Source organism: Janthinobacterium sp. TPC_1, assembly GCF_056037845.1.
In genome coordinates this window covers 4,354,841-4,381,627 of record NZ_CP195157.1, presented here as the reverse complement: position 1 = coordinate 4,381,627, position 26,787 = coordinate 4,354,841, and the positions used below count along the sequence as shown (strand labels likewise).

Here is a 26,787-nt window from a genome sequence, read left to right as displayed (position 1 = left end):
TTACTCATGCCGCACGCTGCTCTCGCTACCCTTGCCACCCTTTCCGGGCGCGACGCCCGGCGCATCGCGCGCCACGCCCAGGCGGCCGATGCCGCCCGCTTCCTGCATCCGGCCCAGCAAGCCTTGCTGCACCGGCGCGGCTGGCTGACGATGCTGGCGCCGCGCAGCGCGGGCGGCGCCGAGCTGCCCTTGCCGCAGGTGGTGCGCCTGGAAGAAGCCGTGGCCGGCGTCGACGGCAGCATGGGCTGGGTGCTGACCCTGTGCGCGGGCGCGGGCTGGTTCGCGGGCTTTCTGGCGCCCGGCATGGCGCGCAGCATCATCGGCACGCCGCGCGTCTGCCTGGGCGGCAGCGGCGCGGCCACCGGCTACGCGGAGGAAGAAGGCGACGGCTACCGCATCACGGGCAGCTGGGACTACGCCAGCGGCGCGCCGATGGCCACCCACTTCACCCTGAACGCCCGGTTGCAGCGTGCTGGCCAGCCCCTGCTTGATGCGCAGGGACAACCGCGCATCCGCGCCTTCCTCGTGCCCGCCGCGCTGGTGCAGCTGGTGCCGTCGTGGAACAGCATCGGCATGCGCGCCAGCGCCTCGCACAGCTACCGCATCGACGGGGAATGGCTTGCCAAGGAACACGGTTTTACCATCAGTCCCGACACCGCGACGGCCGACGGCCCCCTGTACCGCTATCCCTTTTATTCACTTGCCTATGTGACCCTGGCCGCCAACGTGGCCGGCATGGCCACGCATTTCATGGAATTGGCCGAGGAATGCATGCGCCACCGGCGCCATGCGCGCGCCGGCCTGCCGCTGCTGGACGTGCCGGAAGTGGCCGCCATGCTGCAAGCCAGGAAAGACGCGTTCATGGCCGCACGCACCCGCTTCTATGCCGTGCTGGACGACAGCTGGGCACAGGTGGCAGACGGCGCGGCGCTCGACGAGCACGCCATGCAGGCCGTGCAGGCCAGTTCGCTGGATTTGGTCGCCGTCTGCCGCGCGGCCGTCGACGGCCTGTATCCATATTGCGGCCTGTACGCGGCCCGCGAAGACAGCGCCATCAACCGCGTCTGGCGCGATTTCCATACGGCCAGCCAGCATGCGCTGCTGCTGCCGTAGCGTGAACGCGCCGCGCGGCAACGCCAGCCAGCGCCTCCTTAGCGCGGATAGCAGTCGTCCGTCACCTGCTCCAGCCAGCTGACCACCGATCCATCTTGCGCCTCGGCAATGGCAACATGCTGCATGGCGGACGTGGCCGTGGCACCGTGCCAGTGCTTGACGCCGGGCGGTATCCACGCCACGTCGCCCACGGCCAGCGCCTGCAGCGGTCCCTGCCAGTGCTGTACCCAACCGTGGCCTTGCGTGACGATCAGGGTCTGGCCTAGCGGATGCGTATGCCAGGCCGTGCGGGCGCCGGGCGCAAACGTGACGATGGCGCCGCCCACGCGGGCCGGAGACGGCCGCTGGAACATGGCGTCGACTGCGACCGTCCGTGAAATAGCGGGCGTCGCCCGTGATGGCGGGCATGGCGGCGGCCCGCGTGACGGTCACGGCGGCGTGTGTGGCTGCGGCCTCGGCGGACGCGGAGGCAGAGACGGCCCCGGCGGGCAGGCAAAGCGGCAAGAGTGCCGCGGCGTATCGATGCATGTCTGTTTTCCTTTCATGCCGGTAAGATAAGCACACGTGCCGCCGGGCAGCCGGCTGCGCCTGTCCTGGCAAGCCAAGCTTAACAGTGCTGGCCCGCGCTGATTAGCGCAGAAAATCCGCTAGGACTTATAAGCTGGGCTGATGAATGAGCCGAGGCGGGGCCAGTTGCACAGGAAAGGCTGGCGGACGCCATGCGGGCCGGATTGCCTGATAATATGGGGGCATTGCTACTTTTCGCTCCCCCATCCATGCACGTCAACACGCTCAGCAGCCTGGCGCAACTTCTGGCCAGCGCCGAAACGGAAACCCTGGCCTTTCCTACCAGCATCAATACGGCCCTGCTCCTGCAAAAGGAACTGGCCAACCCCGATTGCCACTCGGCCGACATCAGCCGGCTGCTGCTGTGCGAACCGACCTTGTCGGCGCGCGCCGTGGCGCTGGCCAATTCAGCCCTGTTCGCGCCCGGCCAGGCACCCGCCATCACCAGCGTGCGCGCCGCCGTCGAGCGTCTCGGCCACCGCAACCTGTATGCGCTGGCGACGGCGGCCGTCATCCGCCAGCTGAACGCGGGCATCCGCGACGAAGCCTTGCGCGCCCATGCCACCCAGCTGTGGGCGCACACCGTGCACGTGGCGGTGCTGGCGCATGCGCTGGCCGGCGCCGTCACGCACACGGATGCCGATACGGCGCTGTTCGCCGGCATCGTGCATGAAGTGGCCGGCTTCTATTTGCTGGCCCAGGCCGACAAGACGCCGGGCCTGTACGCCCAGCTGGAAACGCAGATGGCCTCCGCGCTGGAAGTGATCGGCCGGGGACTGATGCGCCAGCTGGGCGTGCCGCAGCGGTGGCCGACGCCGTCAACGCCTTGCCCGGCTCGACCATCATGCTGCCGCCCGAAGGCTTGCGCGACACCCTGCTGCTGGCCAAGGCGCTGGCGCCGGTTCCGTCGCCGCTGCCGCAGGCCAGCATCACCGTCGGCGCGCCGCTGCAGGCCTATCTGGAGCACGATCCCGTGCTGCAGGCGCTGCGCACGCAGCCGTCGGCCGAAGCGAAGGGCCTGATCGAGGTGCTCCTCAGCTGATGGCCGATCTGCTATGATGGCGCAGGCCGGGATGGACCCGGCGCGCTTTCATTGACGTCCACTGGAAAACTGCCTTGACTATCTCCTTACGCATGCTCGGCCTGGCCGCAGCACTGACCGTGGCGTGCAACGCCAACGCCGACAGCTTCGTTTCCTCGGCCTCCAGCGCTGGCTCCCAGTCGAGCGGCAGCATTTCCGATTCGCTCAACGGTTCGAGCAACAGTTCCTCGCGCGACAACAAGGTGGCCAATGGTCCCTACCGCATCATCGACGTGGCCGCCTTACCGGGCCGCGACGGCATGACGCGCCTGACCATGCAGGCCGACGCCACGGCCACGCCGCTGGTGCTGGACTTGCCGCAAGCGGCGCTCGACAAGCAGCAGCTGGCGCAGGGCGACGTGGTGCATGCGCAAAACCGCGCCTACGGCATCGAATTTTCGCGCAACGACACGCGCGCCGCCTTCTTCCTCGTGCTGGCCGACGAGTGGTACGGCGAACTGGCCACGCGTCCCGTCAGCCTTTGATTTTGCGCAAGCTGGCGCCGCTGCTGGCCGGCTGCGCCGCGCGCTCGTCCTGGCCGGCACCGTCCAGGCAGGCACTTCGCTCGCCTCCTCGCGCTTTTGCGACCGCGCCCAGGAACTCACGGCCACGGAACAGGACCGGCTGCTGCGCTTTGCCGCCGTCGTGCGCGAGGAACTGGCCGCCAGCGAAGGCAGCGTGGCCCTGATCAGCCGTTCCGGCCTGGACCTGGCCCGCTTCGGCATCCGCTATTCGCACGCGGCGCTGGCTTGGCGCCACGACAATGACGACGGCTGGTCCGCGCGCCAGCTGTACTACGCCTGCGACGAAGGCCGCCCGCGCATCTTCGACCAGGGCACGGCCGGTTTCGCCATGGGCACGGCCAATCCATCGCTCGGCTACATCTCGCTCGTGAAACTGCCGGCGGAAACCGTGCCGCCCCTGCGCCGCGCCCTGCTCGACCCCGCGCGCGTGCAGCAGCTGCTGGCGGGCCGCTACAGCGCCAATGCGTATGCATTCAGCCTGAAATATCAGAATTGCAACCAGTGGGTGGTGGAAATGCTGGCCGCCGCCTGGGGCGAACTGGCCGCAGGCAGCGGCTTGCGCGCCCGCGCCCAGGACTGGCTGCGCGCCGCGCCCTACAACCCCGCACCCGTCGACGTGGGCGCCCGCTGGCTGATGCTCGGTTCCATCTTCGTGCCCCTCGTGCACATGGACGACCATCCGCCCGAAGCCATCGGCACGATGCGGCTGGCAGTGAGCCTGCCGGCCAGCCTGGAAGCGTTCGCGCGCCAGCGCCTGCCCGCCAGCGAACGCGTGGAAATCTGCCACGACGGCAAACAGGTGGTGGTGCACCGGGGCTGGGAAGCCATCGCCGACGGCTGTATTCCTGGCGCGGACGACCGGGTCATCGCGCTCGATTAGTTAGATATCCGCGTCGAGCGCTTCGCCAATCGCATAAAAGCGCCCGCCGGCGATGTAGTGCAGGCTGCGCCAATCCGGACCAGCATCCTCGAAATGCCAGTGGCCATCGCGGAACACGCGCGTGTCGGCCCAGGCGCCCACCACTTCGCCGATGAACAGGTCATACGCAGCCTGGTTGTGCGGCTCGGGGATCAGGCGGCAGGCCAGCCAGGCCGAGCATCCGGCAACGAATGGCAGATCAAATCCTTCCCGCTGAAACAGCCGCACGCCGGCGCGGACCAGCTTGTCGGGCTGCGCATCGAGCCCGTGCGTGCCGACGGCATGCGTGAGCTGCAGCTGCGCCGCCGTCGGCACCTGGATGACAAAAGTGCCGCTGCCTTCGACCAGCGCGCGCGTGCGCGTGGCCTTGTCCAGCACCACGGTCAGCTTCGGCGGCGCGAAATCGAGCGCGCAGGCCCACGCGGCCGCCATCACATTGTCCACGCCGCCATGGCGGGCCGAGACGAGGATGGAGGGGCCGTGATTGAGCAAGCGGTAGGCCTTTTCCAGCGGCACCGGGGCGATATGGCCATGTTCAGGCTCCGTGCCTTTCAGGGACAGGAGCATGTCCCACTGGTCGATGCCCGGTCCGAAGCCGTCCGGCGTCACCTTCACGGGCTCAAAGCCGAAGCGCGCATAAAACTGCTGCGTATGCTGGCTGGTATTCATGCGCACGCTGGCGACTCCCGGCATGGCGCGTATCGCGTCCAGGCGCGCCTGCGTCAGCGCGCGGCCCAGTCCCTGGCCATGCGCATCCTGCGCCACCATGCCCCAGCACAGGCTGGCGACGCTGCCGCCCGCCTCGATGGCATGGCCGCCGCAGGCGACGATGCGGCCGTCGCGCAGAATCACCAGATACGGATGCGTCGAGGTATCGAGCCAGGCGGCAAAGTCCGCGCGCTCGGACGGGTCGAAAAAGCGCGGCACATTGCCGTCGAACAGGGCCAGGCAGGCGTCGCGGTCGCCGGCCCGGTAAGGACGTATTGTTTGCATTTTCCGTACTCAAAAGAACATGAATGCCGATTATAGGCGATGCGCATTCATGCCAGCTGCTCCGACCTGACGACATGCACGCCCGGCGCCGCGGCCAGCGCCGCTTCCAGCAGGGCGGCGGCGATGCGCGGCGCGGGATTGATGCACCAGCGGCGCGGCAGCACGGGCCCCAGCACGCGCAGCACGCGCAAGGCGGCGCCCTCGCCCGCGCGCGCCTGCTCGCGCTCGCCGCCGATCAGGCCCGGCCGCACGTAGGTGAGCGACGCAAAACCCAGCTGCTCCAGGGTCGCGTTCCAGCTCGCCCTTGACGCGGTTATAGAAGATGCGCGAGCCGGCGTTGGCGCCGGCGGCGGAATTGAGCGCATACGCAGGCGTGCCGGCCGCCAGCGCAAGGCGCGCCACGGCCAGCGGGTAGTCGTGGTCCACGCGCCGGAACGCCTGCCGCGTGCCCGCCACCTTCATGGTCGTGCCCAGGGTGCAGATGACGGCGCAGGCCTGCCACCACGGCGCGCCGGGCGGCAAGCGGTCGAAATCGACGATGGGCGCATCGAGCTTGGGATGCGCCGGCAAGGCCTTGCGCACGGGCGCGACGACCTGGCTGACGCGCGCGTCGCTCAGCGCCAGGCGCAGCACTTCGCGGCCCACGAGGCCGGTGGCGCCGACGAGCAGTAATTTCATGGCTTTCCCGTTCAAGTTGCTGTCAGCCACCACCATACACGGAACTCAGGACAGGCGCAGCGCCAGCGCCGCCAGGGTCGCCAGCAGCACGGGCACGGTCAGCACGATGCCGACGCGGAAAATAGTAGCCCCAGGAAATGTGGATATTCTTGCTGTCGAGCACATGTAGCCACAGCAAGGTGGCCAGGCTGCCGATGGGCGTGATCTTTGGTCCCAGGTCGCTGCCGATGACGTTGGCGTAAATCATCGCCTCGCGTACGGCCCCCTGCGCCGCCGTCGGGTCGATGGCCAGCGCGCCCACCAGCACCGTCGGCAGATTGTTCATCACGGACGACAGCAAGGCCGTCAGCACGCCCGTGCCCATGGCCGCGCCCCACACGCCGTACTGCGCAAAGTGGTTCAGCATGTCCGTCAGGTAAGCCGTCAAACCCGCATTGCGCAAGCCGTACACGACCAGGTACATGCCCAGCGAAAAGACGACGATGTGCCACGGCGCGTGGCGCAGCACGTGGCGCGTGGAAATCACATGGCCCTTGCCGGCCACGCCCAGCAACAGCGCGGCGCCCACGGCGGCGATCAGGCTGATGGGCACGCCCAGGGCTTCTTGCGAGAAGAATCCCACCAGCAGCAGCGCCAGCACCAGCCAGCCGGCGCGGAAGGTGCCCAGGTCGCGGATGGCGGCGTCCGGGCGCTTCAGCTGCGCCACTGCATAGTCGCGGGGAATATCCCGGTGGAAAAAGAGCAGCAAGGCCGCCAGGGTGGCGCCCACGGCGACGACGTTGACGGGCACCATCACGGACGCGTATGCGGCAAAGCCGATCCTGAAATAGTCGGCCGAGACGATATTGACCAGGTTCGACACCACCAGCGGTAGGCTGGCCGTGTCGGCGATGAAACCGGCCGCCATCACGTAGGCCAAGGTGGCCTTGGCGGAAAACTTCAATGCCCGCAGCATGGCGATGACGATGGGCGTCAATATCAGCGCGGCGCCGTCGTTGGCGAACACGGCGGACACCAGCGCGCCCAGCAAGACCAGCAAGGTAAACAACTTGCGCCCGCTGCCGCCGCCCCAGCGCGCCACGTGCAAGGCGGCCCATTCGAAGAAGCCGGCCGCGTCCAGCAGCAGGCTGATGATGATCACGGCAACAAAGGTGCCGGTGGCATTCCACACGATGTGCCAGACGACGGGGATGTCGCCCCAGTGGATCACGCCGGCCAGCAAGGCGACACAGGCGCCGATGACGGCGCTCCAGCCTATGCCCAGGCCGCGCGGCTGCCAGATGACGAGGGTCAGGGTGGCGAGAAAGATCAGGAAAGCGGTCAGCATGGGGCGAGGTTCCGTGCGATGCGGCGTCGCGGGCAGCATGCGCCGCAGCCTGAGTATGTTTTCATTCATTCCATAATACTGGAATTATTGAATTAATGCAAAACAGCAAGGCATTCCTCCACGTCGAGGCGATGGCCAGGGCGGGAACCAGCGGTGAAAAAAAAGTGTCTCCGCCGCCGTTTGCACTTGTCTTTCAGCAACTTAATCGGTGTATAGTCGCAGGCACGATTGAAACTGGGGTCAGGAAAGTGGCACGCATTTATCAGACCAACAACATGGGTGAAGCCGACGTGCGGGTGGCCATCGTGCAGCGCGGCAATGCCGACTTGCTCGTGCACCGCGCAGCCAGCCGGGGCCTGGCGACAGGCGACGCGCAGTGGTTCATCACGCGCGAGCGCCAGGACGCCACGGCCAGCGTGTACTTCACCTCGCAAGGCTTTGCGCAGCTGACCATCTGTTTTGTCGGCCAGGCCGGCGAGGCAGGCTGGACCAGGCCACACCGGCTCAAGGGCTGCCTCTCGCACGGCGGCAGCTGACACTCAAGCGGAGGAATGCGTCATAGATTTGATTTTGCTCGAACCCGGCAACCCTGACCTGGTGTTCGGCAAGGCGCCGGACGGCGGCAGCCTGATCGACAGCGCCTGGAGGGACAACGGCGCGCTGCAGGCGGACGGCCAACCCGGCACCCGACACACGACGGGCTGGAGCCTGGCGCGCAACCGCCCGATCGGCGCTTTTACGGCTTGACACCGAGCACGGCTTCGACTTCCGCCTTGCACTGCAATAGCGCCGACAGCAGCAGCTCCCGCTGGGCGTGGAAACGCAGGGCCGGCACGCCCAGCGACAGCGCGTAGCGCTCGCTCGTGCCCGTGTCCAGGGCCACGCCGATGCCGCACACGCCCGGCGCGTGCTCTTCCATATCGACGGCGTAGCCCTGCGCGCGCACCTGCGCCAGGTGCGGCAGCAGTTGCGCAAGCGCCGCGATGGTCTGGCCCGTGCGCGCTTCCAGGCGTTCGCCGAACAGCCGGCCCAGCGCCTCGTCCGGCATCTGCGCCAGCAACGCCTTGCCATGCGCGGTGCAGTGGATCGGGTAGGCCGTTCCCACGGCCGAGACGACGCGCAGCTCATGGTCGGAACAGTACTGGTCCACCGACACCGCATGCAGGCCGCGGTACACGCACACGTCCACCGTTTCGCGCGTGCGCCGGCCCAACGCTTCCGCGTACGGCCGCAGGACCGCCACCACGTCCGTATGCGCCGACGCCGCCAGACGCGCGATGGGCGGCCCCAGCTTCACCCCGCCGGCGCCGGAACTGACCAGTTGCTGGGCTTCCAGCGCGGCGACGATGCGGTGCACCGTGGTGCGCGGCAAGTCCGCGCCCTTGGCGATCTGCGCCAGGCTCAGGCCGCCCGTCTGGTTTTCCAGCGCGCGCAGCACCGCCGCCGCGCGCGCGATGACTTGCTTGCCGCTATTGCCTTCGTTTTCTTCACTCATCTCTTTACCCAATTGTGCATGACGATAGCTGCCGTGACGGCATTGACCGGCATTGTACATGGCCCTATAATTGTTCCATCATTCGGAACACTGTTCCGACCAACGGTTTAATTAACCCGAGCACCAGGGAGGCGCATGTCCAGCCGCAGTATATCGAAGACAGCAACGTGCACGCTCCTTTGCGTTGCCAGCCTGACCATCATGGTGGGATGCGTGCTGGTTCCGGGATTGCCGTCCATCGCCGCGCGGCTCGGGGTGGCCGACGCCGCCAGCTGGCTCGTCACGCTGCCCTCGCTGGGCGTGGTGCTGGCCGGCCCCTTCGCCGCCATGCTCATGCAGCGCCTGGGACTGCACCGCAGCCTGCTGGCGGGGCTGTTCCTGTACGGCTTGCTGGGCGTCTCGGGCATGTTCTTGCATGGCCACCTGGCCGTGTTCGCCGACCGTTTCCTGCTGGGCGCGCCGACGGCGCTGGTGATGGCCTCGGGCACGGGACTGATCTCGGCCTTGTTCAGCGGCCAGGCGCGGCTGCGCATGATCGCCAGGCAAGGCATGACGATCGAACTGGGAGGCGTGCTCTTCCTCGCCCTGGGCGGCCTGCTGGCCACGGCGGGCTGGCGCTATCCCTTCCTGCTGTATCTGGCCTCGTGGGTGCTGCTGGCATTCGCCTGGCGCTGCGTGCCGGCACTGGTGCCGGCCGGGGATGGCGGCATGGATGGTCCTGGCCCGTCGCGCGCCCTGCTTCACGTCCACGCCCTGGCGGCGCTCTCCATGACGGTGTTCTTTGCCGCCATCATCGTCTTGCCCCTGCGCTTGCAGCAGCTGGGCTGGAGCGAGGACCGGGCCGGGTATTTGCTTTCCTTCGTGTCGCTGGTGGCCGTGGCGGCCGCCTGGCTGATGCCCCAGGCGGTCCGGCGCCTGCATGAACACGGCACCCTGGGCGCCGCCTTCGCCTGTTATGCGCTGGCACACCTGCTGTTTGCGGGCGCCGCCGCGCTGCCCGCGCTGCTGGCCGGCGCCGTGGCGCTGGGGATGGGCTTCGGCCTGTCGGTGCCCCTGTGCACGCACATGACGGTCGAGCGCAGCCACCTGCCCAGCCGCAACCGCAACCTCGCCTATCTGTCGATGGCCATCTTCGGCGGGCAATTTCTCTCTTCCTTCATGACCTGTCTGCCCGGCAGCCACGCCACGATGTTTGCCGCCACGGCCGCGCTGGCCCTGCTGGGCGCGGCCGTGGCGGCCGCCCCGCTGCTGCGCCGCCGCGCCGCCGGCTCCGCGACTGTTTCCACCACCCGCACTGAAAGGTAAGACCATGGATCTCAACGACGTCCACGCCCTGCTGCACCCCGCTCCCCTGGCGCTGGAAACGGGCTTCGAACGGCTGCCCAGCGGCGTGCTGCACGTGGCGTGCCGCACCGACTTACCAAATTGCACTGGCGAGATGTTTGAATGGTGGTTCCGTTCGCGGCCCGACACGGAACGCTACCTGATGTGGCATCCGGTCGACCACCTGGCCAGCGGCTGGGCCGAAGGCAGCGCCGGGACGCACGTCGGCTCCATCCATCTGGCGGAAGAATTTTTCAGCGGCATGCCGGCCGAACAGCTGGCCATCCAGTTCCGCGATCCGCGTGAGTTCTTTGAGGTACAACAATACGCGGCGGCGCGGGCCGAAGGCCGCATTTCGGCCGCCGTGTGCGCCAGGGTGGGCATGAGCTATGCGCCGCCCCGCACGGCGGACGGCGCCGTCATCGGCGGGCGCCTGCTGCACATGGGCCGCGACACGGCCTGGGGCATGACCTTGCGCAGCCATTTCTACATGGGCCAGGACTTGCCGGACGCCGGCCACAGCCAGCAAGAGATCGCAGCCCTCTTCCCCGATGCATTCGCCCGCGCCCTGCTCATGCATTGCTACAACGAATTCACTTTCCTGGCGCAATTCCTGCGTTCCCACTACCAGGCGAAGCACCGCGACAGCGTGCCCGTGGCGCTGCCCTGGTAGACGGAGGTCACTCCTCGAGGCCGCCTCCCAGCGCCTTGTACAGGGCCACGGCCGACTTGAACTGGTCGCGCCGCGCGTCGAGCAGGGCTTGCTGGGCCGCATACGACTGGCGCTGCGCGTCGAGCAATTCCAGCCGGCTGTCCTGGCCCGCGTCGTAGCGCAACTGCGACAGGCGCTGGCGCTGCCGGGCCGCCGCCACCACGCGCTCTTGCGCGGCGATCTGCTGCGCAAACGTGGCGCTGCCGGCCAGGCCGTCGCGCACGTCGCGGAATGCCGCCTGGATCGCTTGCTCATACTGCAGCACGGCAACATCCTTGCGCAGCCGCGACAGCTGCAGTTCCGCGCGCAGCTGGCCGCCCTGGAACAGCGGCTGCGTCACTTGCGGCGCGAACGACCAGCTGCGGGCGCTGCCGCGGAACAGGTCGCCCAGCTCCGGGCTGGCCAGGCCCAGCGACGCCGTCAGCGACAGGCGGGGGAAGAAGGCGGCGCGCGCGGCGCCGATTTCCGCATTCGCCGCCGCCAGCGCGTATTCGGCCTGCAGGATGTCGGGACGGCGCGCCAGCAAGTCCGACGGCAGGCCGGGCGGCAGCTGCGTCAGCACGGGCTGGCCAGCGAGCGGCCGGCCGGCGGGCAAATCGGCTGGCAGCGGCGCGCCGAGCAGCAATTCCAGGTTGTTGCGCGAAAGTAGACTGGCCCGTTCCCGCGCCTGCACGTCCGCTTCCGCCGTGGCGGCCTGGCCTTCGGCTTGCGCCACGTCAAGGCCGCTGCCCTGCTGTGCGCCGTGCAGGCGTGCGTCAGGAGCAAGGCCTGGCGCCAGTCAAGCAAGGTTTGCCGGGCCAGCGCCAGCTGTTCCTCGGCCAGCCGCTGCTCCAGGTAGGCGTCGGCCACGGCGCCGATCAGGGCCATATGCGCGGCGCGCTGGCCCTGCTGCGTGGCCAGGTAGCGGGCAAACGCAGCGTCCGACAAGGAACGCAAACGGCCGAACAGGTCGATCTCGAATGCGCTCATGGCGATGCCGGCCGTGAACGTGTTTTGAACGGTGGCATCGGCGCCGCGCTGGCGCACGCCGCCCGCATTCGCGCCGATGGCCGGGTAGCGGCCCGCATCCTGGATCTGGTACTGGGCCCGCACGGCTTCCACGTTGAGCGAGGCCACGCGCAAGTCGCGGTTGTTTTCCAGCGCGATGTCGACCAGGCGCTGCAGGCGCGCATCGAGCAGCATCTGGCGCCAGCCCAGGCCGGCCGCGGTGTCGGCCGCGGTGCCGGCCACGACTGGCGCGGACGCCTCGGCATAGGCAGCCGGAATGGGCGGCGCCGGCTTGACCAGCGGCGGCGTCAGGGAACACGCCGACAAGGCCAGCGCGGCCAGGGGCATGATAAATATCAAACGCATTACGATTCTCCTTCCACCGCCTTGACGGCGGTGCGATTGCGCTTATTGTCTTTTAGAAAATAGCTTGCCATCTTGTCGACAGTGCCCAGCACCACGACAAAGAACACGGGCACGAAAAACACGGCCAGCACGGTGGCCGTGATCATGCCGCCGAACACGCCCGTGCCGATCGCGTGCTGCGTCTCGGCGCTGGCGCCCGTGGCCAGCATCAGCGGCACCACGCCCAAGGCGAAAGCCAGTGACGTCATCAAAATCGGGCGCAGGCGCAGGCGGGCCGCCTCCACCGTCGCCTCGACCAGCCCCTTGCCCTGCGCCTGCAGCTGGCGCGCATATTCGACGATCAAGATGGCATTCTTCGCCGACAGGCCGATGATCGTGATCATGCCCACCTTGAAGAACACGTCGTTCGGCATGCCGCGCACCATCACGGCCAGCACGGCGCCCAGCAAGCCCAAAGGCACTACCAGCATCACGGAGACGGGAATCGACCAGCTTTCATACAGGGCCGCCAGCACGAGGAACACCACCAGCATCGACAGCGCCATCAACATGGGCGCCTGCGAGGCCGATTCCTTCTCTTGCAGCGACTGGCCCGTCCATGCCAGCGCGAAGCCGGGCGGCAATTGCTTCACCAGACGCTCCATTTCCAGCATGGCGTCGCCGCTGGACACGCCGGGCGCCGCGCTGCCGGAAATGCGCGCCGACGGGTAGCCCTGGTAGCGCACCAGCTGCAGCGGCGACTCGCTCCACACGGGGCGCACCAGCTCGCCCAAGGCCACCATGCCGCCCGCGTTATTGCGAATGCGCAAGGCCAGCACGTCGTTGAGCTGCATGCGCGACGGCGCGTCGGCCTGGATGATCACTTGCTGCATGCGACCGGCATTCGGAAAATCGTTGACATAGGTCGAACCCATGGCCACCGTCAGCATGTCGGCAATCGCCGTAAACGGCACGCCCAGCGCCTCGGCCTTGGTGCGGTCGATATCGAGGCGCACGCTGGCGCCGGGCGGCAAGCCGTCCGGATACACGCCCGCCACCTTGGCGCTTTGCGCGGCCAGGCCCAGCAGCTGGTTCTGCGCCGCCTGCAGGGCCGCGATGCCCTGGCTGGCGCGGTCTTGCAGGCGCAGGGAAAAGCCGGACGAGTTGCCCAATTCATCGATGGCGGGCGGCATCAGGCTCATGATCACGCCCTCCTTCGCCTGCGCCATGGCCGCCTGCGCCAGCGCCACCTCTTCCTGCGCCGTGGCGCCGTTACGTTCTTTCCAGTCCTTCAGCATGGTGAACGCCAGGCCCGCATTCGGTCCCGCGCCGGAAAAGCTGAAGCCGAGGATCGATTGATTTACCTCAATGCCGGGCCGCGTGGCCACGTGCTGCTCGTACAGTTTGACGACATCGAGCGTGCGCTCCATGGTGGCGTCGGACGGCAGCTGGATCGAGGTAATAAAATAGCCCTGGTCTTCTTCCGGCAAAAAGGCCGACGGCAGCTGCATGAAGGCCACGCCCAGCGCGGCGACAATGGCGACATACAGCACCATCGAGCGCCCCGCGCGCTTGAGCATCGCCACCACGCCCTTTTCATAGCGGGCCGTCATGCGGTCAAACTGGCGGTCGAACCACCGGAAAAAGCCTTTTTTATCATGGTCATGCGGGCCGATCGGTTTGAGCATGGTGGCGCACAGGGCCGGCGTCAGGGTCAAGGCCAGAAACGCCGAGAACAGGATCGACACGGCCATCGCCAGGGTGAACTGGCGGTAGATGGCGCCCACGGAGCCGCTGGCCAGCGCCATCGGGATGAACACGGCCGTCAGCACCAGGGTGATGCCGACCACCGCCCCCGTGATTTCGCGCATGGCCTTGGAAGTCGCTTCCTTCGGCGACAGGCCTTCCGTCGCCATCAGGCGCTCGACGGCTTCCACCACCACGATGGCGTCATCGACGATGATGCCGATGGCCAGCACCATGCCGAACATGGTCAGCACGTTGACGGAATAGCCGGCCAGCAGCATCACGGTAAAGGTGCCCATCAGGGCGATCGGCGCGACGATGGCGGGAATCAGGGTGTAGCGTATCTTTTGCAGGAACAGGTACATGACGAGGAACACCAGCACCATCGCCTCCAGCAGGGTGACGATGACCTTTTCGATCGAGATCTTCACGAACGGCGCCGTGTCGAACGGCACCGAGTACTTGATCCCGGCCGGCATGGTGTGCGCCAGTTCGGCCATGCGCGCACGCACGGCGGCCGCCGTCTGCACGGCGTTGGCGCCGGGCGACAGCATGATGGCGGCGCCCGACGCGGCCTGGCCGTTTTCGCGGATGCTGAAATTGAAGCTTTGCGCCCCCAGCGACACTTTCGCCACGTCGCCGATGGTCACTTTCGAGCCGTCCGCATTCGCGCGCAGCACGATGGCGGCAAATTCGGCCGGGGTTTGCAGCTGGCCCTGCACCGTCAGCGGAATCGTCACGCGCTGGCCGTGCACGGCGGGCGAATCGCCGAGGCGGCCCGGCGCGATCTGCGCATTCTGCTGGGCGATGGCGGCCGTCAGTTCGCCCATGGCGATGTTGTACGACACCAGCTTGGCCGGATCGACCCAGATGCGCATGGCCCGCTCGGAGCCGAACAGCTGCACCTTGCCCACGCCGGGAATGCGGCGCAGTTCTTCCGTCACGTTGCGCGCCAGGTAGTCGCCCAGCGCCACTTCGTCATGCTGGCCATTGTCGGAAATCAAACTGACGATCATCAAAAAGCCCGACGACGCCGATTCCACCGTCAAGCCGTTTTGCCGCACGGCTTGCGGCAGGCGCGGCTCGATGGCTTTCAGGCGGTTTTGCACGTCCACCTGCGCCATTTCCGGGTCGGTGCCCGGCTGGAAAGTGACGCTGATCGAGGCCGATCCGACGTGTCGGTGGACGACTCGAAATACAGCAGGTGCTTGACGCCCGACAGTTCGCGTTCGATCAGGCTGACCACGGAATCGTTCATGGTTTGCGGCGTGGCGCCGGGGTAGTTGGCGCTGATGCTGACGCTGGGCGGCGCCACGGAAGGAAAACGCGCAATCGGCAATTGCGGTATGGCGATCAGTCCGAACAGGACGATGAAGACCGCCACCACCCACGCAAAGACGGGGCGGTTGATGAAAAACTGAGGCATGTAATTAAACTTTCAATAAGTACACTTTAAATATGTACGGATCAGCGCACGGCGCTGACGACGGGCGCGGTGGCGACGGCGGCGGCGCGCTTCCATGGCTGGGGTGCGGCGGTGGCGCCCGGCTGCAGGCGTTCCTGGCCTTCGATGACGACGGTGTCGCCCGCCTTCAGGCCGCCGCTGACCACGTACTGGTGCTCGACCACGTCGCCCACGGTGATCGTTTTCAGGCTGGCTTTGTTCGTGCCGTCCAGCACCCAGGCCTGCGCCTGGCCGCCGCTGCTGCGCAACACGGCTTGCTGCGGCAGCAACATGCCGTTGGCCTGCACGGCGCGGGCGATGCGGGCGCGCACGAACATGCCCGGCAGCAACTGGCGCTGCGGATTGTCGACCAGCACGCGGATGACGGCGTCGCCCGTGCCCGCATCGACGCTGATGCCCGAGAACAGGATGCGGCCCGTGACGGGATGCGGCAGGCCATCGGCGCCTAAAATGGTCACGGGCAGCTTGTCGGCCCCGCCGGTGCCGTCCGACCCTGCGGCCCGCAGCGCGGCCAGCGCGGCGGCCGGCTGGCGCACGTCGACATACACCTTGTCGATCTGCTGGATGCGCGCCATCGGCGCCGCGTCGGCCAGGCCCACGAGCGCGCCTTCCGTCACCAGTTCGGAGCCGATGCGCCCGGCAATGGGCGCCTCGATGCTGGCAAAGGCCAGGTCCAGGCGGCGCCGGGCCAGGGTCGCGCGCGCCTGCGCCACGGTGGCCACGGCTTGCTCGCGCTGGGCCACGGCATCGTCATACGCCTGGCGGCTGATGGCGTCCGCTTCCACCAGCGGTTTTAACCTGTCCGCCTGGCTGCTGGCGCGGTTCGCCGTGGCCACCGCGTGCTGCAGGGCGGCGGCGGCGGAATCGACGTCCGCCTGGAACGGCGCCGGGTTGAGCTGGAACAACTTCTGCCCCGCCTGCACGTCGGCGCCCTGCTCGAACTGGCGGCGCAGCACGATGCCGCCCACCTGCGGACGGATGTCGGCCGTGCGGAAGGCGGCCACCCGGCCCGGCAATTCGTCGCTGAGGACGACGGGCGCCGCTTGCAGCTTGAGGACCGTGACGGCGGCGGGCGGCGCGGCCGCCTCTTCCGGCGCGGGTTTGGAACAGGCGGCAAGGCTGAACAGTGCCGCGGCGATCAACATGTTTTTCTTGGAGAGGTGGTTCGGATGCATGGTCTTTTCTATGGCAGATCCCAACCGGCGGTCCGGTCGACAGATAAGCGCAGCATAAAAGGCCAAGGTGGATATTTCGTCAAAGAAATGTGGAGATTCGATGGAGAGAAAGAAGAATGCTAGACTATTTCAATGAACTATCATCACAGCGCCAGCCAGCCCTCGTTTCTTGCCACCACGCCGCCTTCCGCCCTCGTCCTGATCGCCGAAGATGAACCGCAAATCGCCCGCATCCTCGCCGGTTACCTGGAGCGCGACGGCTACCGCACGGCCTTCGCCCTCGATGGCCAGGAAGCGCTGCAGCAGCACCTGGCGCTGGCGCCGGATCTGCTGCTGCTCGACGTGCAAATGCCGCGCGTCGACGGCTGGGGCGTGCTGGCGGCGGAGGTGCGGCGGCGCGGCGAAACGCCCGTCATCATGCTGACGGCGCGCGACCAGGATGCCGACAAGCTGGCCGCCCTGCGCGTGGGCGCCGACGACTACATCATCAAGCCCTTCAATCCGGCCGAAGTGGTGGCCCGCGTGGCCGCCGTGCTGCGCCGCTCGCGCGTGCGCCACCACCCGGTCGGCGGCCAGCGCCTGCGCTGCGGCCCCATCGACATCGACCAGGAAACGTACGTGGCCAGCGTCCTGCGCGACGGCGCGCCCGTGCCCTTGACCCTGACGTTGACGGAATTTCGCCTGCTGGCGCACCTGGCGCGCACGCCGCGCCGCGTCTGCAGCCGCCTGGAATTGCTGGAGTCGTGCATGCCCGAAAGCAATTCGATGGAACGCACGGTGGACAGCCACGTCAGCAAGCTGCGCAAGAAGCTGGAAGAAGCTGGCGTGATGAACATGCCCGCCAGCCTGCGCGGCGTGGGCTACCGGCTGGAAAGCGACTGATGCGCTTCACGGGCCTGAACCGGCAGATCATCCTGTCGATGTCCGTGCTGATGGTATGCAGCATCCTGATCATCTGGATCGGTTCCTGGACCTTCTTCGCCATCGCCTTCAAGATCGATCCCGGCATGCTGTCCGAGCCGGACGACTGGTCGCCCAGCACCGTCGAATGGCTGTGGATCTTCGCCATCACCGTCTTCGGCCTGGGCCTGGCCGCGTTTTTCGCCATCAAGCTGGCCGCGCGCATCTTAAAACCGATCAATTCCGTGATGGACAGCGTGCGCCGCGTGGCCCACGGCGACCTGTCCGCGCGCGCCTTCGCGGGCGACCGCAGCCTGGGCGAGACGGCCATGCTGGTCGATGACTTCAACAGCATGGCCGAGCGCCTGCAGCGGGGCGCAAAGGAAAGCGAAACGTGGAATGCGGCCATCGCGCACGAACTGCGCACGCCCGTGACCATCCTGCGCGGCACCTTGCAGGGCGTCGTCGATGGCGTCTTCAAGCCCGAGGAAGTGCCGTTTTCCAGCCTGCTGGCACAAGTCGAGGATCTGGGCCGCCTGATCGAGGACTTGCGCACCCTGAGCCTGGCCGACAGCGGCCACATGCAGCTGCGCATGGCGTGGACGGACCTGACCCTGGAAATCGAGGAAGTGGGCCGGCTGCTGGCGCAGGAAATGGAAGCGGCCGGCTTTACCTTGCAACTGCACCTGTCCGACCATCCCGTCTGCTGCGACGCGGCGCGCATCCGGCAAATCGTGCTGGCCCTGCTCGACAACGCGCGCCGCTACGCGCATCCGGGCCTGCTGCGCGTGCGCACCCGCGTGCTGGCCGGCCAGTACTACCTGAGCGTCGAGGATGCGGGCCCCGGCATTGCCGAGGAACTGGCGCCGCACGTGTTCGAAGCGTTCCGCCGCGGCGACAGCGCCAGGGTCGACCTGAACGCGGGCAGCGGCCTGGGCCTGGCGGTGGTGGAAGCCATCGCCCGCGCGCACGGCGGCAGCGCGGCCTGCACGCGCGGCAAGGCGGGCGGCAGCGTGTTTACCGTCAAGTGGCCGGTCGAGCACGGCGCGCCGCCGGCCGCGGTCTAGGCAACACCGCCGGCGCGCAGCATGTCGACAAAGGCGCGCAGCACGGGCGGCATCTGCCGCCGGCCCGGGTAGTACAGGAAGTAACGGGATGGCGGCGGCAGGCAGCGCTCCAGCACGCACGCCAGCCGGCCCGCCGAGATATCGGCGCGCGCATCGGCCTCGTACACATACGCCAGTCCCGCCCCATCGCGGGCCGCGCGCAGCATCAATTCATCGTCGTCGAACACCAGCGGGCCGCCGACGGCGATGCTGACGCCCTCGCCCGCCGGCCCGAATTCCCACGCATACTGGCGCCCGCTGGGAAAGCGCCGGCCTATGCAGGCGTGCGCCAGCAAGTCGCGCGGCGTGCCTGGCGCGCCATGCGCAGCCAGGTAGGCGGGCGACGCCACCACCACGAACGGCTGCGGCGCGCCCACGGGCACGGCGATCATGTCGGCCGCCACCTGCTCGCCGAAGCGGATGCCCGCGTCAAAACCGTCGCGCACGATATCGATCATGCCGTCATCGGTCACCACTTCCACCTGCACGCGCGGATAGCGCGCGATAAAGCCGGCCAGCATGGGCGCCAGCAGCAGCCGCGCGGCCGGACGGGGCACGTTCAGGCGCAGCTTGCCTGCGGGCACATCCTGCAAGGCGCTCAAGTCCAGCAAGGCATCGTCGATTTCGCGCATGGCCGGTTCCAGCCGCGCCAATAGCTGCTGCCCCGCCTCGGTCGGCGTGACGCTGCGCGTGGTGCGGTTCAACAGGCGCACGCCCAGGCGCTCTTCCAGCGCCCGCAGCGCATGGCTGAGGGCGGAAGCGGACACGCCACGTTCGAGGGCCGCCTTGCGAAAGCTGCGCAGGCGGGCGACGGCGGCAAAGGCCGTCAATTCGTTGAGGTCAGCCATTGTCGAGGAAAAAATTCATGAACAAAATTCAGTAATGCATGCAGGATTAGGCATCTTATCGCATGCTGTTGCTTCATCCATACTCCTTGCATCTTTTTTTGAAAGGAAATGACAATGGAACACAGAACACTGGGCCACTCCGGCTTGCGCGTCGCCCCCATCGGCCTGGGCTGCATGGGCATGAGCTTTGCCTACGGCGGCGCCGACGAAGCCGCCTCGCTGCGCGTGCTGCACCGGGCAGTGGAACTGGGCGTGACCCTGATCGACACGGCGGAAGTCTACGGCCCCTACGCCAACGAGGAATTGGTGGGCCGCGCCCTGAAGCAATTGCGCGGCCAAGTGAGCGTCGCCACCAAGTTCGGCTTCAAGATCTTGCCGCACGGCCAGGGCGTCGAACGCATGGCCGGTGTCGACAGCCGCCCCGAGCACATCGTGCAAGCCGTGGAAGCGTCGCTGTCCCGGCTCGGCATCGAGTGCATCGACCTGCTGTACCAGCACCGCATGGACCCGGCCGTGCCCATCGAAGACGTCGTCGGCGCCATGGCGGAGCTGGTGCGGGCCGGTAAGGTGCGCCACCTGGGGCTGTCGGAAGTGTCGGCCGCCACCCTGCGCCGCGCCCACGCCGTGCATCCGATTGCGGCCGTGCAGTCCGAATACTCGCTGTGGAGCCGCGACGTGGAAGCGGACGTGCTGCCCGCCTGCCGCGCGCTCGGCATCGGCTTCGTACCCTACAGCCCGCTGGGCCGGGGCTTCCTGACGGGCAAGCTGCCCTCCAGCGCCGTCCTGGCGCCAGACGATTACCGCCACAGCCTGCCCCGCTTCCAGCCGCCGGCGATGGCGGCCAACGCGCAGATGGTTGCCGAACTGCAAGGCCTGGCGGCGGCGCGCGGTGCCACGGCGGCCCAGCTGGCCCTGGCCTGGCTGCTGGCGCAAGGCACTGACATCGTGCCGATTCCCGGCGCCCGCAGCCTGGCGCACCTGGAAGAGAACGTGGCCGCCGCGCAACTTACCCTGAGCGGCGCCGAGCTGGCCGCCATCGGCGCCGCCATCGCGCCCGCCAGCGTACAGGGCGCGCGCTACCCGGACGTGGAGCTGGCCATGGTGGGGCTGTAAAGGGCAAGAGACAGCTCATCTATACAACTCTCTTTGCGGGGCCGCACTTGAAATGGCTGAATCCGCTATCATTTCCAATCTGAACTATTCACTTTGAAAGGGATTCACATGTCCGATTTGCTCGAAACACTGCAATGGCGCTACGCCACCAAGAAGATGGACCCGGCGAAAACGGTGCCGCAAGACAAGGTCGAGCGCATCCTGGAAGCCGTGCGCCTGACGGCCAGCTCCAGCGGACTGCACCCGTATGAAGTGTTCGTCGTGACGAATCCGGCCCTGCGCGAGCAGATCAAGCCGCACGCGTGGAACCAGTCGCAAGTGACGGAAGCCTCGCACCTGCTGGTGTTTGCCGCCTGGGACAATTACACGGCCGAGCGCATCAACGCGCGCTTTGACCTGGTCAACACCGTGCGCGGCTTCAAGAATGAAGGCTGGGAAGCGTACCGCCAGCAGATCCTGGCCACGTATCCGCAGCGCGACGCGGAAACCAACTACCAGCACGCGGCGCGCCAGGCGTATATCGGCGTGGGCACGGCCCTGATCGCCGCGGCACAGGAAAAAGTCGATTCGACGCCGATGGAAGGTTTTGACCCGGCCAAGGTCGATGAAATCCTGGGCTTGCGCGAAAAAGGCCTGCGTTCCGTCGTCATGCTGCCGCTGGGCTACCGCGCCGACGCAGGCGACTGGCTGGTGGACCTGAAAAAAGTGCGCCCTGCGCGCGAGCAGTTCATCACCGAGCTGGCCTAAGCGCCTCACCAGCGACTGAAAAGCGGATGCCCTCGCCGGCATCCGCTTTTTTTCGTTCAGGCCGCCTGCGGGAAGCGCACCGTCACCTGCAAGCCCCGCCCCGCCTCGCCTTCGGCCAGCGCAATGTCCGCCTGGTGGTGCTCGGCGATATGGCGCACGATGGACAGGCCCAGGCCGCAGCCCCAGGCGTCGTTGCCGTCGGGGCGGAAGAAGCGGTCGAACAGCCGCGCATGGTGCTGGCTTGGCACGCCGGGGCCGTTGTCGGACACGCGCAGCAGGGGCCTGCCCTCTTCCAGCGCCGCCTGCAAGTCGACCCGGCCGCCCTGCTGCGTGTAGCGCAAGGCGTTGTCGATCAGGTTATTCAGCAACACTTGCAAGCCGTCGGGATCGGCCTGCACCAGCACCGGGGCCGGCAGCGTTTCCACCACGCCCAGGTCGATCGCGCGGCTGTCGGCCAGCGCGCTGTGGTCGGCCACGGCCGCTTCCAGCAACTGTCCCAGGTCCACCGTGTGCAGCTGGCTGGAAGTCAACGCCGTTTCATGGCGCGCCAGGCTGAGCAACTGGCGCACGAGGTGCGTGCTGCGGTCCAGCCGGTCATGCAGCTTGGCCAGCGCCACGCGGCGCTCGTCTTCGCTGGCGGCCCGTTCGGCCACCTGCAGCTGCAGTTTCAGCGCCGTCAGCGGTGAACGCAATTCATGCGCGGCATCGGCAACAAAGGTGCGCTGCGCCGCCAGCGCCGCCTCGAACTGCCCCATCAGGCTATTCAGCGCCAGCGCCACGGGCCGCAGTTCGGGCGGCATGTCGTCGGCCGCCAGCGGCGTGAGCGTATCCGGCGAACGGCCGGCCACGGATTCGGCCAGCCGGTGCAGCGGCGCCAGCGCGCGCCCCACCACGACGACGATCAGCAGCGCCAGGATCAGCGCGAACACCAGCAGGGGCGCGCCCGCGCGCATGGTCATCTGCCAGGCCAGCTGGTCGCGCACGGCCTGCGCCTGCGCCACCTGCACGTAGCGGCCGCGCCGCGTTTCGCCGTACAGGCGCCAGTCCTCGCCGTGCACCGCGACATCGGCAAAGCCGGCCAGCGCATAGCGCGGCAAGGCCGGCTGGCCCTGCAGGACGGGCAATGGCTGCCCCTCCTCGTCCCACGCCTGCAGCACGAACGCTTCTTCCGGCTCTTGCGCGGCGGCCAGGCCCGTCTGCGGCTCGAACTCGTCGGGCAAGGCCACGGCCAGCTGGCGCAGCTGCAAGTCGGCCAGCTCATTGGTTTCTTCCAGCAGCGAGCGGAACAGCGAAATGCCGGCACCGAGCACGCACAGCAAGGTGGCGGCCAGCAAACCGAGCAGCAATTGGCGGCGGATCGTCAGCATGGCGCCGTCCGCATCTTGTAGCCCACGCCGCGCACGGTCTGGATGGCGTCCGCGCCCAGCTTCTTGCGCAGCTGGTAGACGTAGACGTCGACGGTATTGCTTTCCACTTCGCAATCCCAGCCGTACAGCTTTTCGCTCAGCTGGCGCTTCGACACCACCTTGCCCGGATGGTCGAGCAAGGCGCGCAGCACGGAAAACTCGCGCGGCGGCAGCTTGATCAGCTCTCCCTCGAACGTGACGTCGTGGCTGGCCAGGTCCAGGATCAGCGCGCCATGCTCGATGACGGAGCGCGAACGGCTGACCCGGCGCCGCAGCAGCGCGCGGATGCGCGCCAGCAGCTCGTCGAGGTCGAACGGTTTGACCAGGTAATCGTCGGCGCCGCTGTCGAGCCCTTCCACGCGGGCCGGCGTGCCGTCGCGCGCCGTGATGATCAGCACGGGCAGGTCGGCGCCCCGCGCGCGCATGGCGCGCAGCACGTCCATGCCCTGCTTGCCGGGCAAGCCCAGGTCCAGCAGCATCAAATCGTAGGCGAACCCGGCCAGCGCCAGCTCCGCATCGTGGCCATCGCGCACCCAGTCCACGGCATAGCACTCGCCGCGCAAGCCCTCGACCAGGCTTTCCCCGATCATCGGATCGTCTTCCACCAGCAACACGCGCACCCGGGCCTCTCAAGGTCTTGAAAAAGCCGCCATCTTACCTTGACCGGCGCCGCGCCGCATGGGCTGCTGCACTGGCCTTACTTGCCAGACCCGCGGAACGGTGGAATATTGCCTTCTTGCGGATACAGCGCCACGCCTTTCGCAAGCGGTACCGCCGCAGCGAGCGCCTCGCCAGGCTGGGCCGCTTGCGATACGGGCAGAAAGGCCAGCAGGGATACCGCGCCAACACAGAAAATAGCCTTGATTTTCATATCATTCCTTGAAGGTTGCATAGAAAAGAGCGGATTAATATATTATTTTATATATTAACAAACAGGCAATGCCAGCCCAAGATACCGACATGCCGGCAACAAGTCAATCTGTGCAGCAACTGGATTGCTCGGCCCTGCCCGGCATGAATTCACGCTAGCGTGACTATGTGCGCATTTGGCGCGTTTTTTATGCGGTATATTTTCCTTCCCTCCACGCACCTGGAAAGGCATGCCATGTCCAGTTCCACCCAAGATACCGTCATCGTCAAGGCGGCGATTTATCCCCCCATCGGCATTGCCCGCGTGGGCAACAGCCCCAGCGAGTATTTTCTGGGACCGGAGGTGCCTGAACCGGCGGCGCGGCCGGCCGGGTATTACCGCGATGCGTCCGGGGCCATCAAGCGCCAGGCGGCCGGCTTTCGCATCTACGGCCTGAACGCCGCCGGCGTGGCGGTGGCCGAATTGAACGCCGGCAATGCCGACATCGAATGGTCCGTCACCCTGGCCAATACCAAGGCGGCGTGGTACCAGTTCCAGATCGCGCTCGATATTCCCGAGGCGCACGTCACCCAGCCCTCGTTCCTGCGCAACATGGCCGTCACCGACCGCGCGCAACTGTCCATCACGCCGGGCGAGCGCAAGATCAGCGGCAGCGAACAGCCGGCCGTGGCCTTCGACAGCGGCAGCTTCCTGGGCACGCCCGTCTACCTGGGCGAATTGCGCACGGACGCCATGGGCCGGCTGATCGTGCTGGGCGGCCATGGCAAGTCCGCTTCGTGGAATGGCGCGCGCGCCATCACCTTTGCCAACAACGAAGGCTGGTACGACGACACGGCCGACGGCCCCGTCTGCGCCACCGTGCACTACCAGGGCCATGCCTTGCCCGTCGACATGGCCTGGGTGGTCGTCGCGCCGCCCGACTACGCGCCGCAGCAAAAGTCGGTGCGCACCATGTGGGACTTGATGCGCGACTTGTTTGTTGCCGAAGGCAAAATTGCCGCGCCTGCCGTTCCCTCGTTCCAGGACGATATCCGCCCTATATTTTCGAACGCCTGTCCAACCTGCAATGGGTCAACGCCGGCTTCGCGGCCGCCTTCGGCTGGGATGGCAGCACGCCGTTCAGCCGCGACGAATGGATGGCGCGCCTGGCCAGCCCGTCCGAAAACCGCAAGGAGTGGCGCAACGTCATCTATAACCAGTTCCGCCAGTTCGAGCGCGACGCCTGGGCGCCATCGCCGTGGCCGTGGCTGTATGGCGACGCGATGGCCATCCCGCCGGCAGACACGCCGCGCCAGAACTGCGCGCTGAGCAATCTGCAATTGCGTTTCCTCAAGCAATGGGCCGCCGGCGAATTCACGGACGACTATGCGCCCGGCAAGGTGCCGCCGCAAAGCCTGGCCGACGTGGACGTGGCCCTGCAACCGGACACCCTGCTGCGCGCGGCCATGGAATTCTGCCTGGCCGACGCCTTCCACCCCGGCTGCGAAATGACCTGGCCCATGCGCCAGGCCAGCATGTACAGCGCGCCCTACCGCCTGGCGCGCACGGCCGCCCGGCTGGGTCGAGCCCGATTACGGCGCCGTCTTGACGCCGGACAATATCGGCGGCCCCTGCTCGGCGCAGATCGCCGGCGGCGTGACGCGCTGGATGGCCGTGCCATGGCAGACGGACACAGCCAGCTGCCGCTCCGGCTACCAGTCCGACTACGATCCCTACGTGCCCACGTTCTGGCCCGCGCGCGTGCCGAACCAGGTGATGAGCAAGCTTGCCTACGACACGGTGATGAACCGCGAAGTGCCCATCGACGACCGCCTGGCCGCCTTCGCCCGGCGTGCCGCGTGGATACGTCCGCTGGGCAACATCAGCTATGAAGAGCAGATCAACAACATGATCGCCGACCTCGCGCAAGTGGGCGTGGTCGAGGTGCGCCCCGGCCCCACGGATATGACCGGCTTCCCTGCCTTCCTGCAAGTGGAAAACCTGCCGCAGCCGATAACCGGCAGGCACCAGCTGCGCGCGGCAGCCTCCATACCGGACGAGTTCGTCGACGTCGACCTGGAAGGCACGGAAAAAGCGCGCCATCTGCAACGGCACCGCTTGTGACCGTGCTGCAGGCCGACGTGCTGATCGTCGGCGCCGGTCCGGCCGGCGCCACGGCCGCCCTGAACCTGGCGGGGCGGCACCGGGTCTTGCTGGTGGACCGGCTGGCCGCGCCGCTGGCGCGCATCGGCGAATCGCTGCCGCCGGCCGCCGCGCGCCTGCTGCGGGACATGGGCTTGCTTGACGCCTTCCTGCGGCAGGGCCATGCGCCCTACCACGGCAACCGCGCCTGGTGGAACGGCGCCTGGACGGAACACCATTTTCTCAGTGATCCCGACGGGCACGGCTGGCACCTGGCGCGCGGCACCTTCGACCTGTGGCTGCGCGACGAGGCGCGCCGGCGCGGTGCCGCCCTGCTGGCCTCGGCCAAGGTCGCCGGCATCACGCCTGACGATGGCGGCTGGAGAGTACGGCTGGAAACGCCGCGCGGCCCCTGCGACGCGGCGGCGCGCATCGTCATCGACGCCACCGGACGCAGCGCCCGGCTGGCCCGCGGCATCGGGGCGCGGCGCCAGCGCAGCGACCGGTTAGTTTCAGTGTGGCAATACGGACATGAGCGCACGCCCTCGGCGCGGGGCGTTGCCCACATCGAGGCTTGCGAATACGGCTGGTGGTACAGCGCGCCCCTGCCCGGCCAGCGCCGCGTGCTGGCCCTGCACACGGACGCGGATTTACTCGACAGCAACGCCTTGCGCGATGCCGGCTGGCTGGAAGCGGCGGCGCGGCGTCTGCCGGCCACGCGGGAATTACTGGAACAGCAAGGCTACATGGCCGCTACACAAACCCTGGCCACGCCCGCCCATACGGCCACCCTGGACGCCGGCGCCGGCCCAGGCTGGTTCGCCGTCGGCGACGCCGCCCTGAGCTTCGATCCGTTGTCGTCGCAAGGCATCTTCAACGCCCTGTACACGGGCCTGGCCGCTGCCGAGGCCGCCGACCGCACACTGCAGGGAGAGCCGCAAGCTTATCAACACTACCATGGAGAATTGTCGGCCATCGGCGCGGCGTACGAGCGCCACCTGGCGTACTGCTACGGCCAGGAAATGCGCTGGCCGTCGGCGCCGTTCTGGCGCCGGCGCAGGCCCGCGATACAAGCAAGCTGAGCCTGACGATGTTGCATTTTTAGCCATATTGTGCGCCAGTACGGCCGCATGACCAGGTCAAACCCGGCCTCGATGGCCCTGTCGTCCGCGCCCCCATCTTGCCATGCCTCGCCGGCCGGCGCATCCACGGTGCCGGCCACGAC

Annotated in this window: 23 protein-coding genes and 6 pseudogenes; 16 read left to right on the top strand and 13 right to left on the bottom strand. The window is 67.5% G+C overall.

Annotation, left to right across the window (positions count from 1 at the left end; translation table 11 throughout):
• The first annotated feature begins 6 nt into the window (after positions 1 to 6).
• Complete coding sequence (locus ACQVLG_RS21435; RefSeq protein WP_474290914.1) at positions 7 to 1,113, top strand: acyl-CoA dehydrogenase family protein; 1,107 nt, start codon at positions 7 to 9, stop codon at positions 1,111 to 1,113.
• Positions 1,114 to 1,151: 38 nt separating this feature from the next.
• On the opposite strand, the gene ACQVLG_RS21430 is transcribed toward ACQVLG_RS21435, so the two are convergent.
• Positions 1,152 to 1,466 carry a (R)-mandelonitrile lyase gene (locus ACQVLG_RS21430; protein WP_474290913.1) on the bottom strand — a complete coding sequence of 105 codons (315 nt, stop codon included), beginning with the start codon at positions 1,464 to 1,466 and terminating at the stop codon, positions 1,152 to 1,154.
• Between the two features lie 423 nt (positions 1,467 to 1,889).
• Between ACQVLG_RS21430 and ACQVLG_RS21425 the strand changes: the two genes are divergently transcribed.
• From ACQVLG_RS21425 to ACQVLG_RS21415, 3 genes are all read left to right on the top strand, one after another.
• Positions 1,890 to 2,702, top strand: a complete 813-nt coding sequence (locus ACQVLG_RS21425) for an HDOD domain-containing protein (protein ID WP_474290912.1) — start codon at positions 1,890 to 1,892, stop codon at positions 2,700 to 2,702.
• A 112-nt stretch (positions 2,703 to 2,814) separates the two neighbouring features.
• Entirely contained in the window at positions 2,815 to 3,246 is a 432-nt protein-coding gene (locus tag ACQVLG_RS21420; protein ID WP_230538359.1) for a hypothetical protein, read from the top strand.
• Complete coding sequence (locus tag ACQVLG_RS21415; protein ID WP_474290911.1) at positions 3,128 to 4,165, top strand: DUF2145 domain-containing protein; 1,038 nt, start codon at positions 3,128 to 3,130, stop codon at positions 4,163 to 4,165. Before ACQVLG_RS21420 ends, ACQVLG_RS21415 begins: the two co-directional genes overlap by 119 nt.
• Here ACQVLG_RS21415 and ACQVLG_RS21410 read toward each other — a convergent pair whose 3' ends face one another.
• The 4 genes and pseudogenes from ACQVLG_RS21410 to ACQVLG_RS21395 all read right to left on the bottom strand — a co-directional run bounded on the left by ACQVLG_RS21410 (position 4,166) and on the right by ACQVLG_RS21395 (position 7,202).
• The gene (locus ACQVLG_RS21410) at positions 4,166 to 4,771 is read right to left on the bottom strand and encodes a flavin reductase family protein (RefSeq protein ID WP_474295748.1); all 606 of its coding nucleotides are present in this window, start codon (positions 4,769 to 4,771) and stop codon (positions 4,166 to 4,168) included.
• Between the two features lie 3 nt (positions 4,772 to 4,774).
• Positions 4,775 to 5,197: pseudogene (locus ACQVLG_RS21405) on the bottom strand (GNAT family N-acetyltransferase); the annotation flags it as partial.
• A 47-nt stretch (positions 5,198 to 5,244) separates the two neighbouring features.
• Positions 5,245 to 5,875 (bottom strand): annotated as a pseudogene (locus ACQVLG_RS21400) (Rossmann-fold NAD(P)-binding domain-containing protein).
• A gap of 45 nt (positions 5,876 to 5,920) precedes the next feature.
• Positions 5,921 to 7,202, bottom strand: a pseudogene (locus ACQVLG_RS21395) (arsenic transporter).
• Positions 7,203 to 7,450: 248 nt separating this feature from the next.
• On the opposite strand from ACQVLG_RS21395, the gene ACQVLG_RS21390 reads away from it, so the two are divergent.
• Together ACQVLG_RS21390 and ACQVLG_RS21385 are read left to right on the top strand one after the other, a co-directional pair.
• A complete protein-coding gene (locus ACQVLG_RS21390) occupies positions 7,451 to 7,738 on the top strand; it encodes a 7(1) septoil knot domain-containing protein (protein WP_474290910.1) in 288 nt (95 codons plus the stop codon).
• A gap of 28 nt (positions 7,739 to 7,766) precedes the next feature.
• Entirely contained in the window at positions 7,767 to 7,949 is a 183-nt protein-coding gene (locus ACQVLG_RS21385) for a hypothetical protein (protein WP_474290909.1), read from the top strand.
• Here ACQVLG_RS21385 and ACQVLG_RS21380 read toward each other — a convergent pair.
• Complete coding sequence (locus ACQVLG_RS21380) at positions 7,939 to 8,697, bottom strand: IclR family transcriptional regulator (RefSeq protein ID WP_474290908.1); 759 nt, start codon at positions 8,695 to 8,697, stop codon at positions 7,939 to 7,941. The genes ACQVLG_RS21385 and ACQVLG_RS21380 overlap by 11 nt on opposite strands.
• A gap of 135 nt (positions 8,698 to 8,832) precedes the next feature.
• Here ACQVLG_RS21380 and ACQVLG_RS21375 point away from each other — a divergent pair, with 135 nt between their 5' ends.
• The gene (locus ACQVLG_RS21375) at positions 8,833 to 10,002 is read left to right on the top strand and encodes an MFS transporter (RefSeq protein ID WP_474290907.1); all 1,170 of its coding nucleotides are present in this window, start codon (positions 8,833 to 8,835) and stop codon (positions 10,000 to 10,002) included.
• A 4-nt stretch (positions 10,003 to 10,006) separates the two neighbouring features.
• The gene (locus ACQVLG_RS21370) at positions 10,007 to 10,693 is read left to right on the top strand and encodes a DAPG hydrolase family protein (RefSeq protein WP_474290906.1); all 687 of its coding nucleotides are present in this window, start codon (positions 10,007 to 10,009) and stop codon (positions 10,691 to 10,693) included.
• 7 nt (positions 10,694 to 10,700) lie between these two features.
• Here the strand turns inward: ACQVLG_RS21370 and ACQVLG_RS21365 are convergent.
• The 3 genes and pseudogenes from ACQVLG_RS21365 to ACQVLG_RS21355 form a co-directional block, all read right to left on the bottom strand.
• Positions 10,701 to 12,085: pseudogene (locus tag ACQVLG_RS21365) on the bottom strand (efflux transporter outer membrane subunit).
• A pseudogene (locus tag ACQVLG_RS21360) lies at positions 12,085 to 15,236 on the bottom strand (multidrug efflux RND transporter permease subunit). Before ACQVLG_RS21360 ends, ACQVLG_RS21365 begins: the two co-directional pseudogenes overlap by 1 nt.
• A 41-nt stretch (positions 15,237 to 15,277) precedes the next feature.
• Positions 15,278 to 16,450 (bottom strand): efflux RND transporter periplasmic adaptor subunit, encoded by a 1,173-nt coding sequence (locus tag ACQVLG_RS21355; RefSeq protein WP_474290905.1) that lies wholly within the window; start codon positions 16,448 to 16,450, stop codon positions 15,278 to 15,280.
• Between the two features lie 132 nt (positions 16,451 to 16,582).
• Between ACQVLG_RS21355 and ACQVLG_RS21350 the strand changes: the two genes are divergently transcribed.
• Together ACQVLG_RS21350 and ACQVLG_RS21345 are read left to right on the top strand one after the other, a co-directional pair.
• Positions 16,583 to 17,332, top strand: coding sequence for a response regulator (locus ACQVLG_RS21350; protein WP_474290904.1), 750 nt, complete (start codon positions 16,583 to 16,585; stop codon positions 17,330 to 17,332).
• Positions 17,332 to 18,417 carry an ATP-binding protein gene (locus ACQVLG_RS21345; protein WP_230538316.1) on the top strand — a complete coding sequence of 362 codons (1,086 nt, stop codon included), beginning with the start codon at positions 17,332 to 17,334 and terminating at the stop codon, positions 18,415 to 18,417. The genes ACQVLG_RS21350 and ACQVLG_RS21345 overlap by 1 nt, the downstream gene beginning before the upstream one ends.
• On the opposite strand, the gene ACQVLG_RS21340 is transcribed toward ACQVLG_RS21345, so the two are convergent.
• Positions 18,414 to 19,304, bottom strand: a complete 891-nt coding sequence (locus ACQVLG_RS21340; RefSeq protein ID WP_474290903.1) for a LysR family transcriptional regulator — start codon at positions 19,302 to 19,304, stop codon at positions 18,414 to 18,416. The genes ACQVLG_RS21345 and ACQVLG_RS21340 overlap by 4 nt on opposite strands.
• A 114-nt stretch (positions 19,305 to 19,418) precedes the next feature.
• Between ACQVLG_RS21340 and ACQVLG_RS21335 the strand changes: the two genes are divergently transcribed.
• Both ACQVLG_RS21335 and ACQVLG_RS21330 read left to right on the top strand, forming a co-directional pair.
• Positions 19,419 to 20,417 (top strand): aldo/keto reductase, encoded by a 999-nt coding sequence (locus ACQVLG_RS21335; protein WP_474290902.1) that lies wholly within the window; start codon positions 19,419 to 19,421, stop codon positions 20,415 to 20,417.
• 108 nt (positions 20,418 to 20,525) lie between these two features.
• Entirely contained in the window at positions 20,526 to 21,164 is a 639-nt protein-coding gene (locus ACQVLG_RS21330) for an NAD(P)H-dependent oxidoreductase (protein WP_230538319.1), read from the top strand.
• Between the two features lie 56 nt (positions 21,165 to 21,220).
• On the opposite strand, the gene ACQVLG_RS21325 is transcribed toward ACQVLG_RS21330, so the two are convergent.
• From ACQVLG_RS21325 to ACQVLG_RS21315, 3 genes are all read right to left on the bottom strand, one after another.
• Positions 21,221 to 22,531 (bottom strand): ATP-binding protein, encoded by a 1,311-nt coding sequence (locus ACQVLG_RS21325; protein WP_474290901.1) that lies wholly within the window; start codon positions 22,529 to 22,531, stop codon positions 21,221 to 21,223.
• The gene (locus ACQVLG_RS21320; RefSeq protein WP_474290900.1) at positions 22,525 to 23,190 is read right to left on the bottom strand and encodes a response regulator transcription factor; all 666 of its coding nucleotides are present in this window, start codon (positions 23,188 to 23,190) and stop codon (positions 22,525 to 22,527) included. The genes ACQVLG_RS21325 and ACQVLG_RS21320 overlap by 7 nt, the downstream gene beginning before the upstream one ends.
• 77 nt (positions 23,191 to 23,267) lie before the next feature.
• A complete protein-coding gene (locus ACQVLG_RS21315) occupies positions 23,268 to 23,441 on the bottom strand; it encodes a hypothetical protein (protein ID WP_230538322.1) in 174 nt (57 codons plus the stop codon).
• A 234-nt stretch (positions 23,442 to 23,675) separates the two neighbouring features.
• Between ACQVLG_RS21315 and ACQVLG_RS21310 the strand changes: the two genes are divergently transcribed.
• The 4 genes and pseudogenes from ACQVLG_RS21310 to ACQVLG_RS21295 all read left to right on the top strand — a co-directional run bounded on the left by ACQVLG_RS21310 (position 23,676) and on the right by ACQVLG_RS21295 (position 26,644).
• Positions 23,676 to 24,749, top strand: a complete 1,074-nt coding sequence (locus tag ACQVLG_RS21310) for a LodA/GoxA family CTQ-dependent oxidase (RefSeq protein ID WP_474290899.1) — start codon at positions 23,676 to 23,678, stop codon at positions 24,747 to 24,749.
• Positions 24,704 to 24,931: pseudogene (locus tag ACQVLG_RS21305) on the top strand (LodA/GoxA family CTQ-dependent oxidase); the annotation flags it as partial. The gene ACQVLG_RS21310 and the pseudogene ACQVLG_RS21305, both read left to right, overlap by 46 nt.
• 94 nt (positions 24,932 to 25,025) lie before the next feature.
• Complete coding sequence (locus tag ACQVLG_RS21300) at positions 25,026 to 25,544, top strand: LodA/GoxA family CTQ-dependent oxidase (RefSeq protein ID WP_474290898.1); 519 nt, start codon at positions 25,026 to 25,028, stop codon at positions 25,542 to 25,544.
• Positions 25,541 to 26,644 (top strand): tryptophan 7-halogenase, encoded by a 1,104-nt coding sequence (locus ACQVLG_RS21295; RefSeq protein WP_474290897.1) that lies wholly within the window; start codon positions 25,541 to 25,543, stop codon positions 26,642 to 26,644. Before ACQVLG_RS21300 ends, ACQVLG_RS21295 begins: the two co-directional genes overlap by 4 nt.
• Positions 26,645 to 26,787 lie beyond the last annotated feature (143 nt).

Bases quoted from the DNA above. Each gene is read 5' to 3' on its own strand.
- ACQVLG_RS21415 (WP_474290911.1), top strand. From the start codon at position 3,128: ATGCGCAAAACCGCGCCTACGGCATCGAATTTTCGCGCAACGACACGC.
- ACQVLG_RS21340 (WP_474290903.1), bottom strand. From the start codon at position 19,304: ATGGCTGACCTCAACGAATTGACGGCCTTTGCCGCCGTCGCCCGCCTG.
- ACQVLG_RS21410 (WP_474295748.1), bottom strand. From the start codon at position 4,771: ATGCTCCTGTCCCTGAAAGGCACGGAGCCTGAACATGGCCATATCGCC.
- ACQVLG_RS21325 (WP_474290901.1), bottom strand. From the start codon at position 22,531: ATGCTGACGATCCGCCGCCAATTGCTGCTCGGTTTGCTGGCCGCCACC.
- ACQVLG_RS21435 (WP_474290914.1), top strand. From the start codon at position 7: ATGCCGCACGCTGCTCTCGCTACCCTTGCCACCCTTTCCGGGCGCGAC.
- ACQVLG_RS21380 (WP_474290908.1), bottom strand. From the start codon at position 8,697: ATGAGTGAAGAAAACGAAGGCAATAGCGGCAAGCAAGTCATCGCGCGC.
- ACQVLG_RS21370 (WP_474290906.1), top strand. From the start codon at position 10,007: ATGGATCTCAACGACGTCCACGCCCTGCTGCACCCCGCTCCCCTGGCG.
- ACQVLG_RS21375 (WP_474290907.1), top strand. From the start codon at position 8,833: ATGTCCAGCCGCAGTATATCGAAGACAGCAACGTGCACGCTCCTTTGC.
- ACQVLG_RS21335 (WP_474290902.1), top strand. From the start codon at position 19,419: ATGGAACACAGAACACTGGGCCACTCCGGCTTGCGCGTCGCCCCCATC.
- ACQVLG_RS21425 (WP_474290912.1), top strand. From the start codon at position 1,890: ATGCACGTCAACACGCTCAGCAGCCTGGCGCAACTTCTGGCCAGCGCC.
- ACQVLG_RS21330 (WP_230538319.1), top strand. From the start codon at position 20,526: ATGTCCGATTTGCTCGAAACACTGCAATGGCGCTACGCCACCAAGAAG.
- ACQVLG_RS21420 (WP_230538359.1), top strand. From the start codon at position 2,815: ATGCTCGGCCTGGCCGCAGCACTGACCGTGGCGTGCAACGCCAACGCC.
- ACQVLG_RS21355 (WP_474290905.1), bottom strand. From the start codon at position 16,450: ATGCATCCGAACCACCTCTCCAAGAAAAACATGTTGATCGCCGCGGCA.
- ACQVLG_RS21345 (WP_230538316.1), top strand. From the start codon at position 17,332: ATGCGCTTCACGGGCCTGAACCGGCAGATCATCCTGTCGATGTCCGTG.
- ACQVLG_RS21315 (WP_230538322.1), bottom strand. From the start codon at position 23,441: ATGAAAATCAAGGCTATTTTCTGTGTTGGCGCGGTATCCCTGCTGGCC.
- ACQVLG_RS21430 (WP_474290913.1), bottom strand. From the start codon at position 1,466: ATGTTCCAGCGGCCGTCTCCGGCCCGCGTGGGCGGCGCCATCGTCACG.
- ACQVLG_RS21310 (WP_474290899.1), top strand. From the start codon at position 23,676: ATGTCCAGTTCCACCCAAGATACCGTCATCGTCAAGGCGGCGATTTAT.
- ACQVLG_RS21350 (WP_474290904.1), top strand. From the start codon at position 16,583: ATGAACTATCATCACAGCGCCAGCCAGCCCTCGTTTCTTGCCACCACG.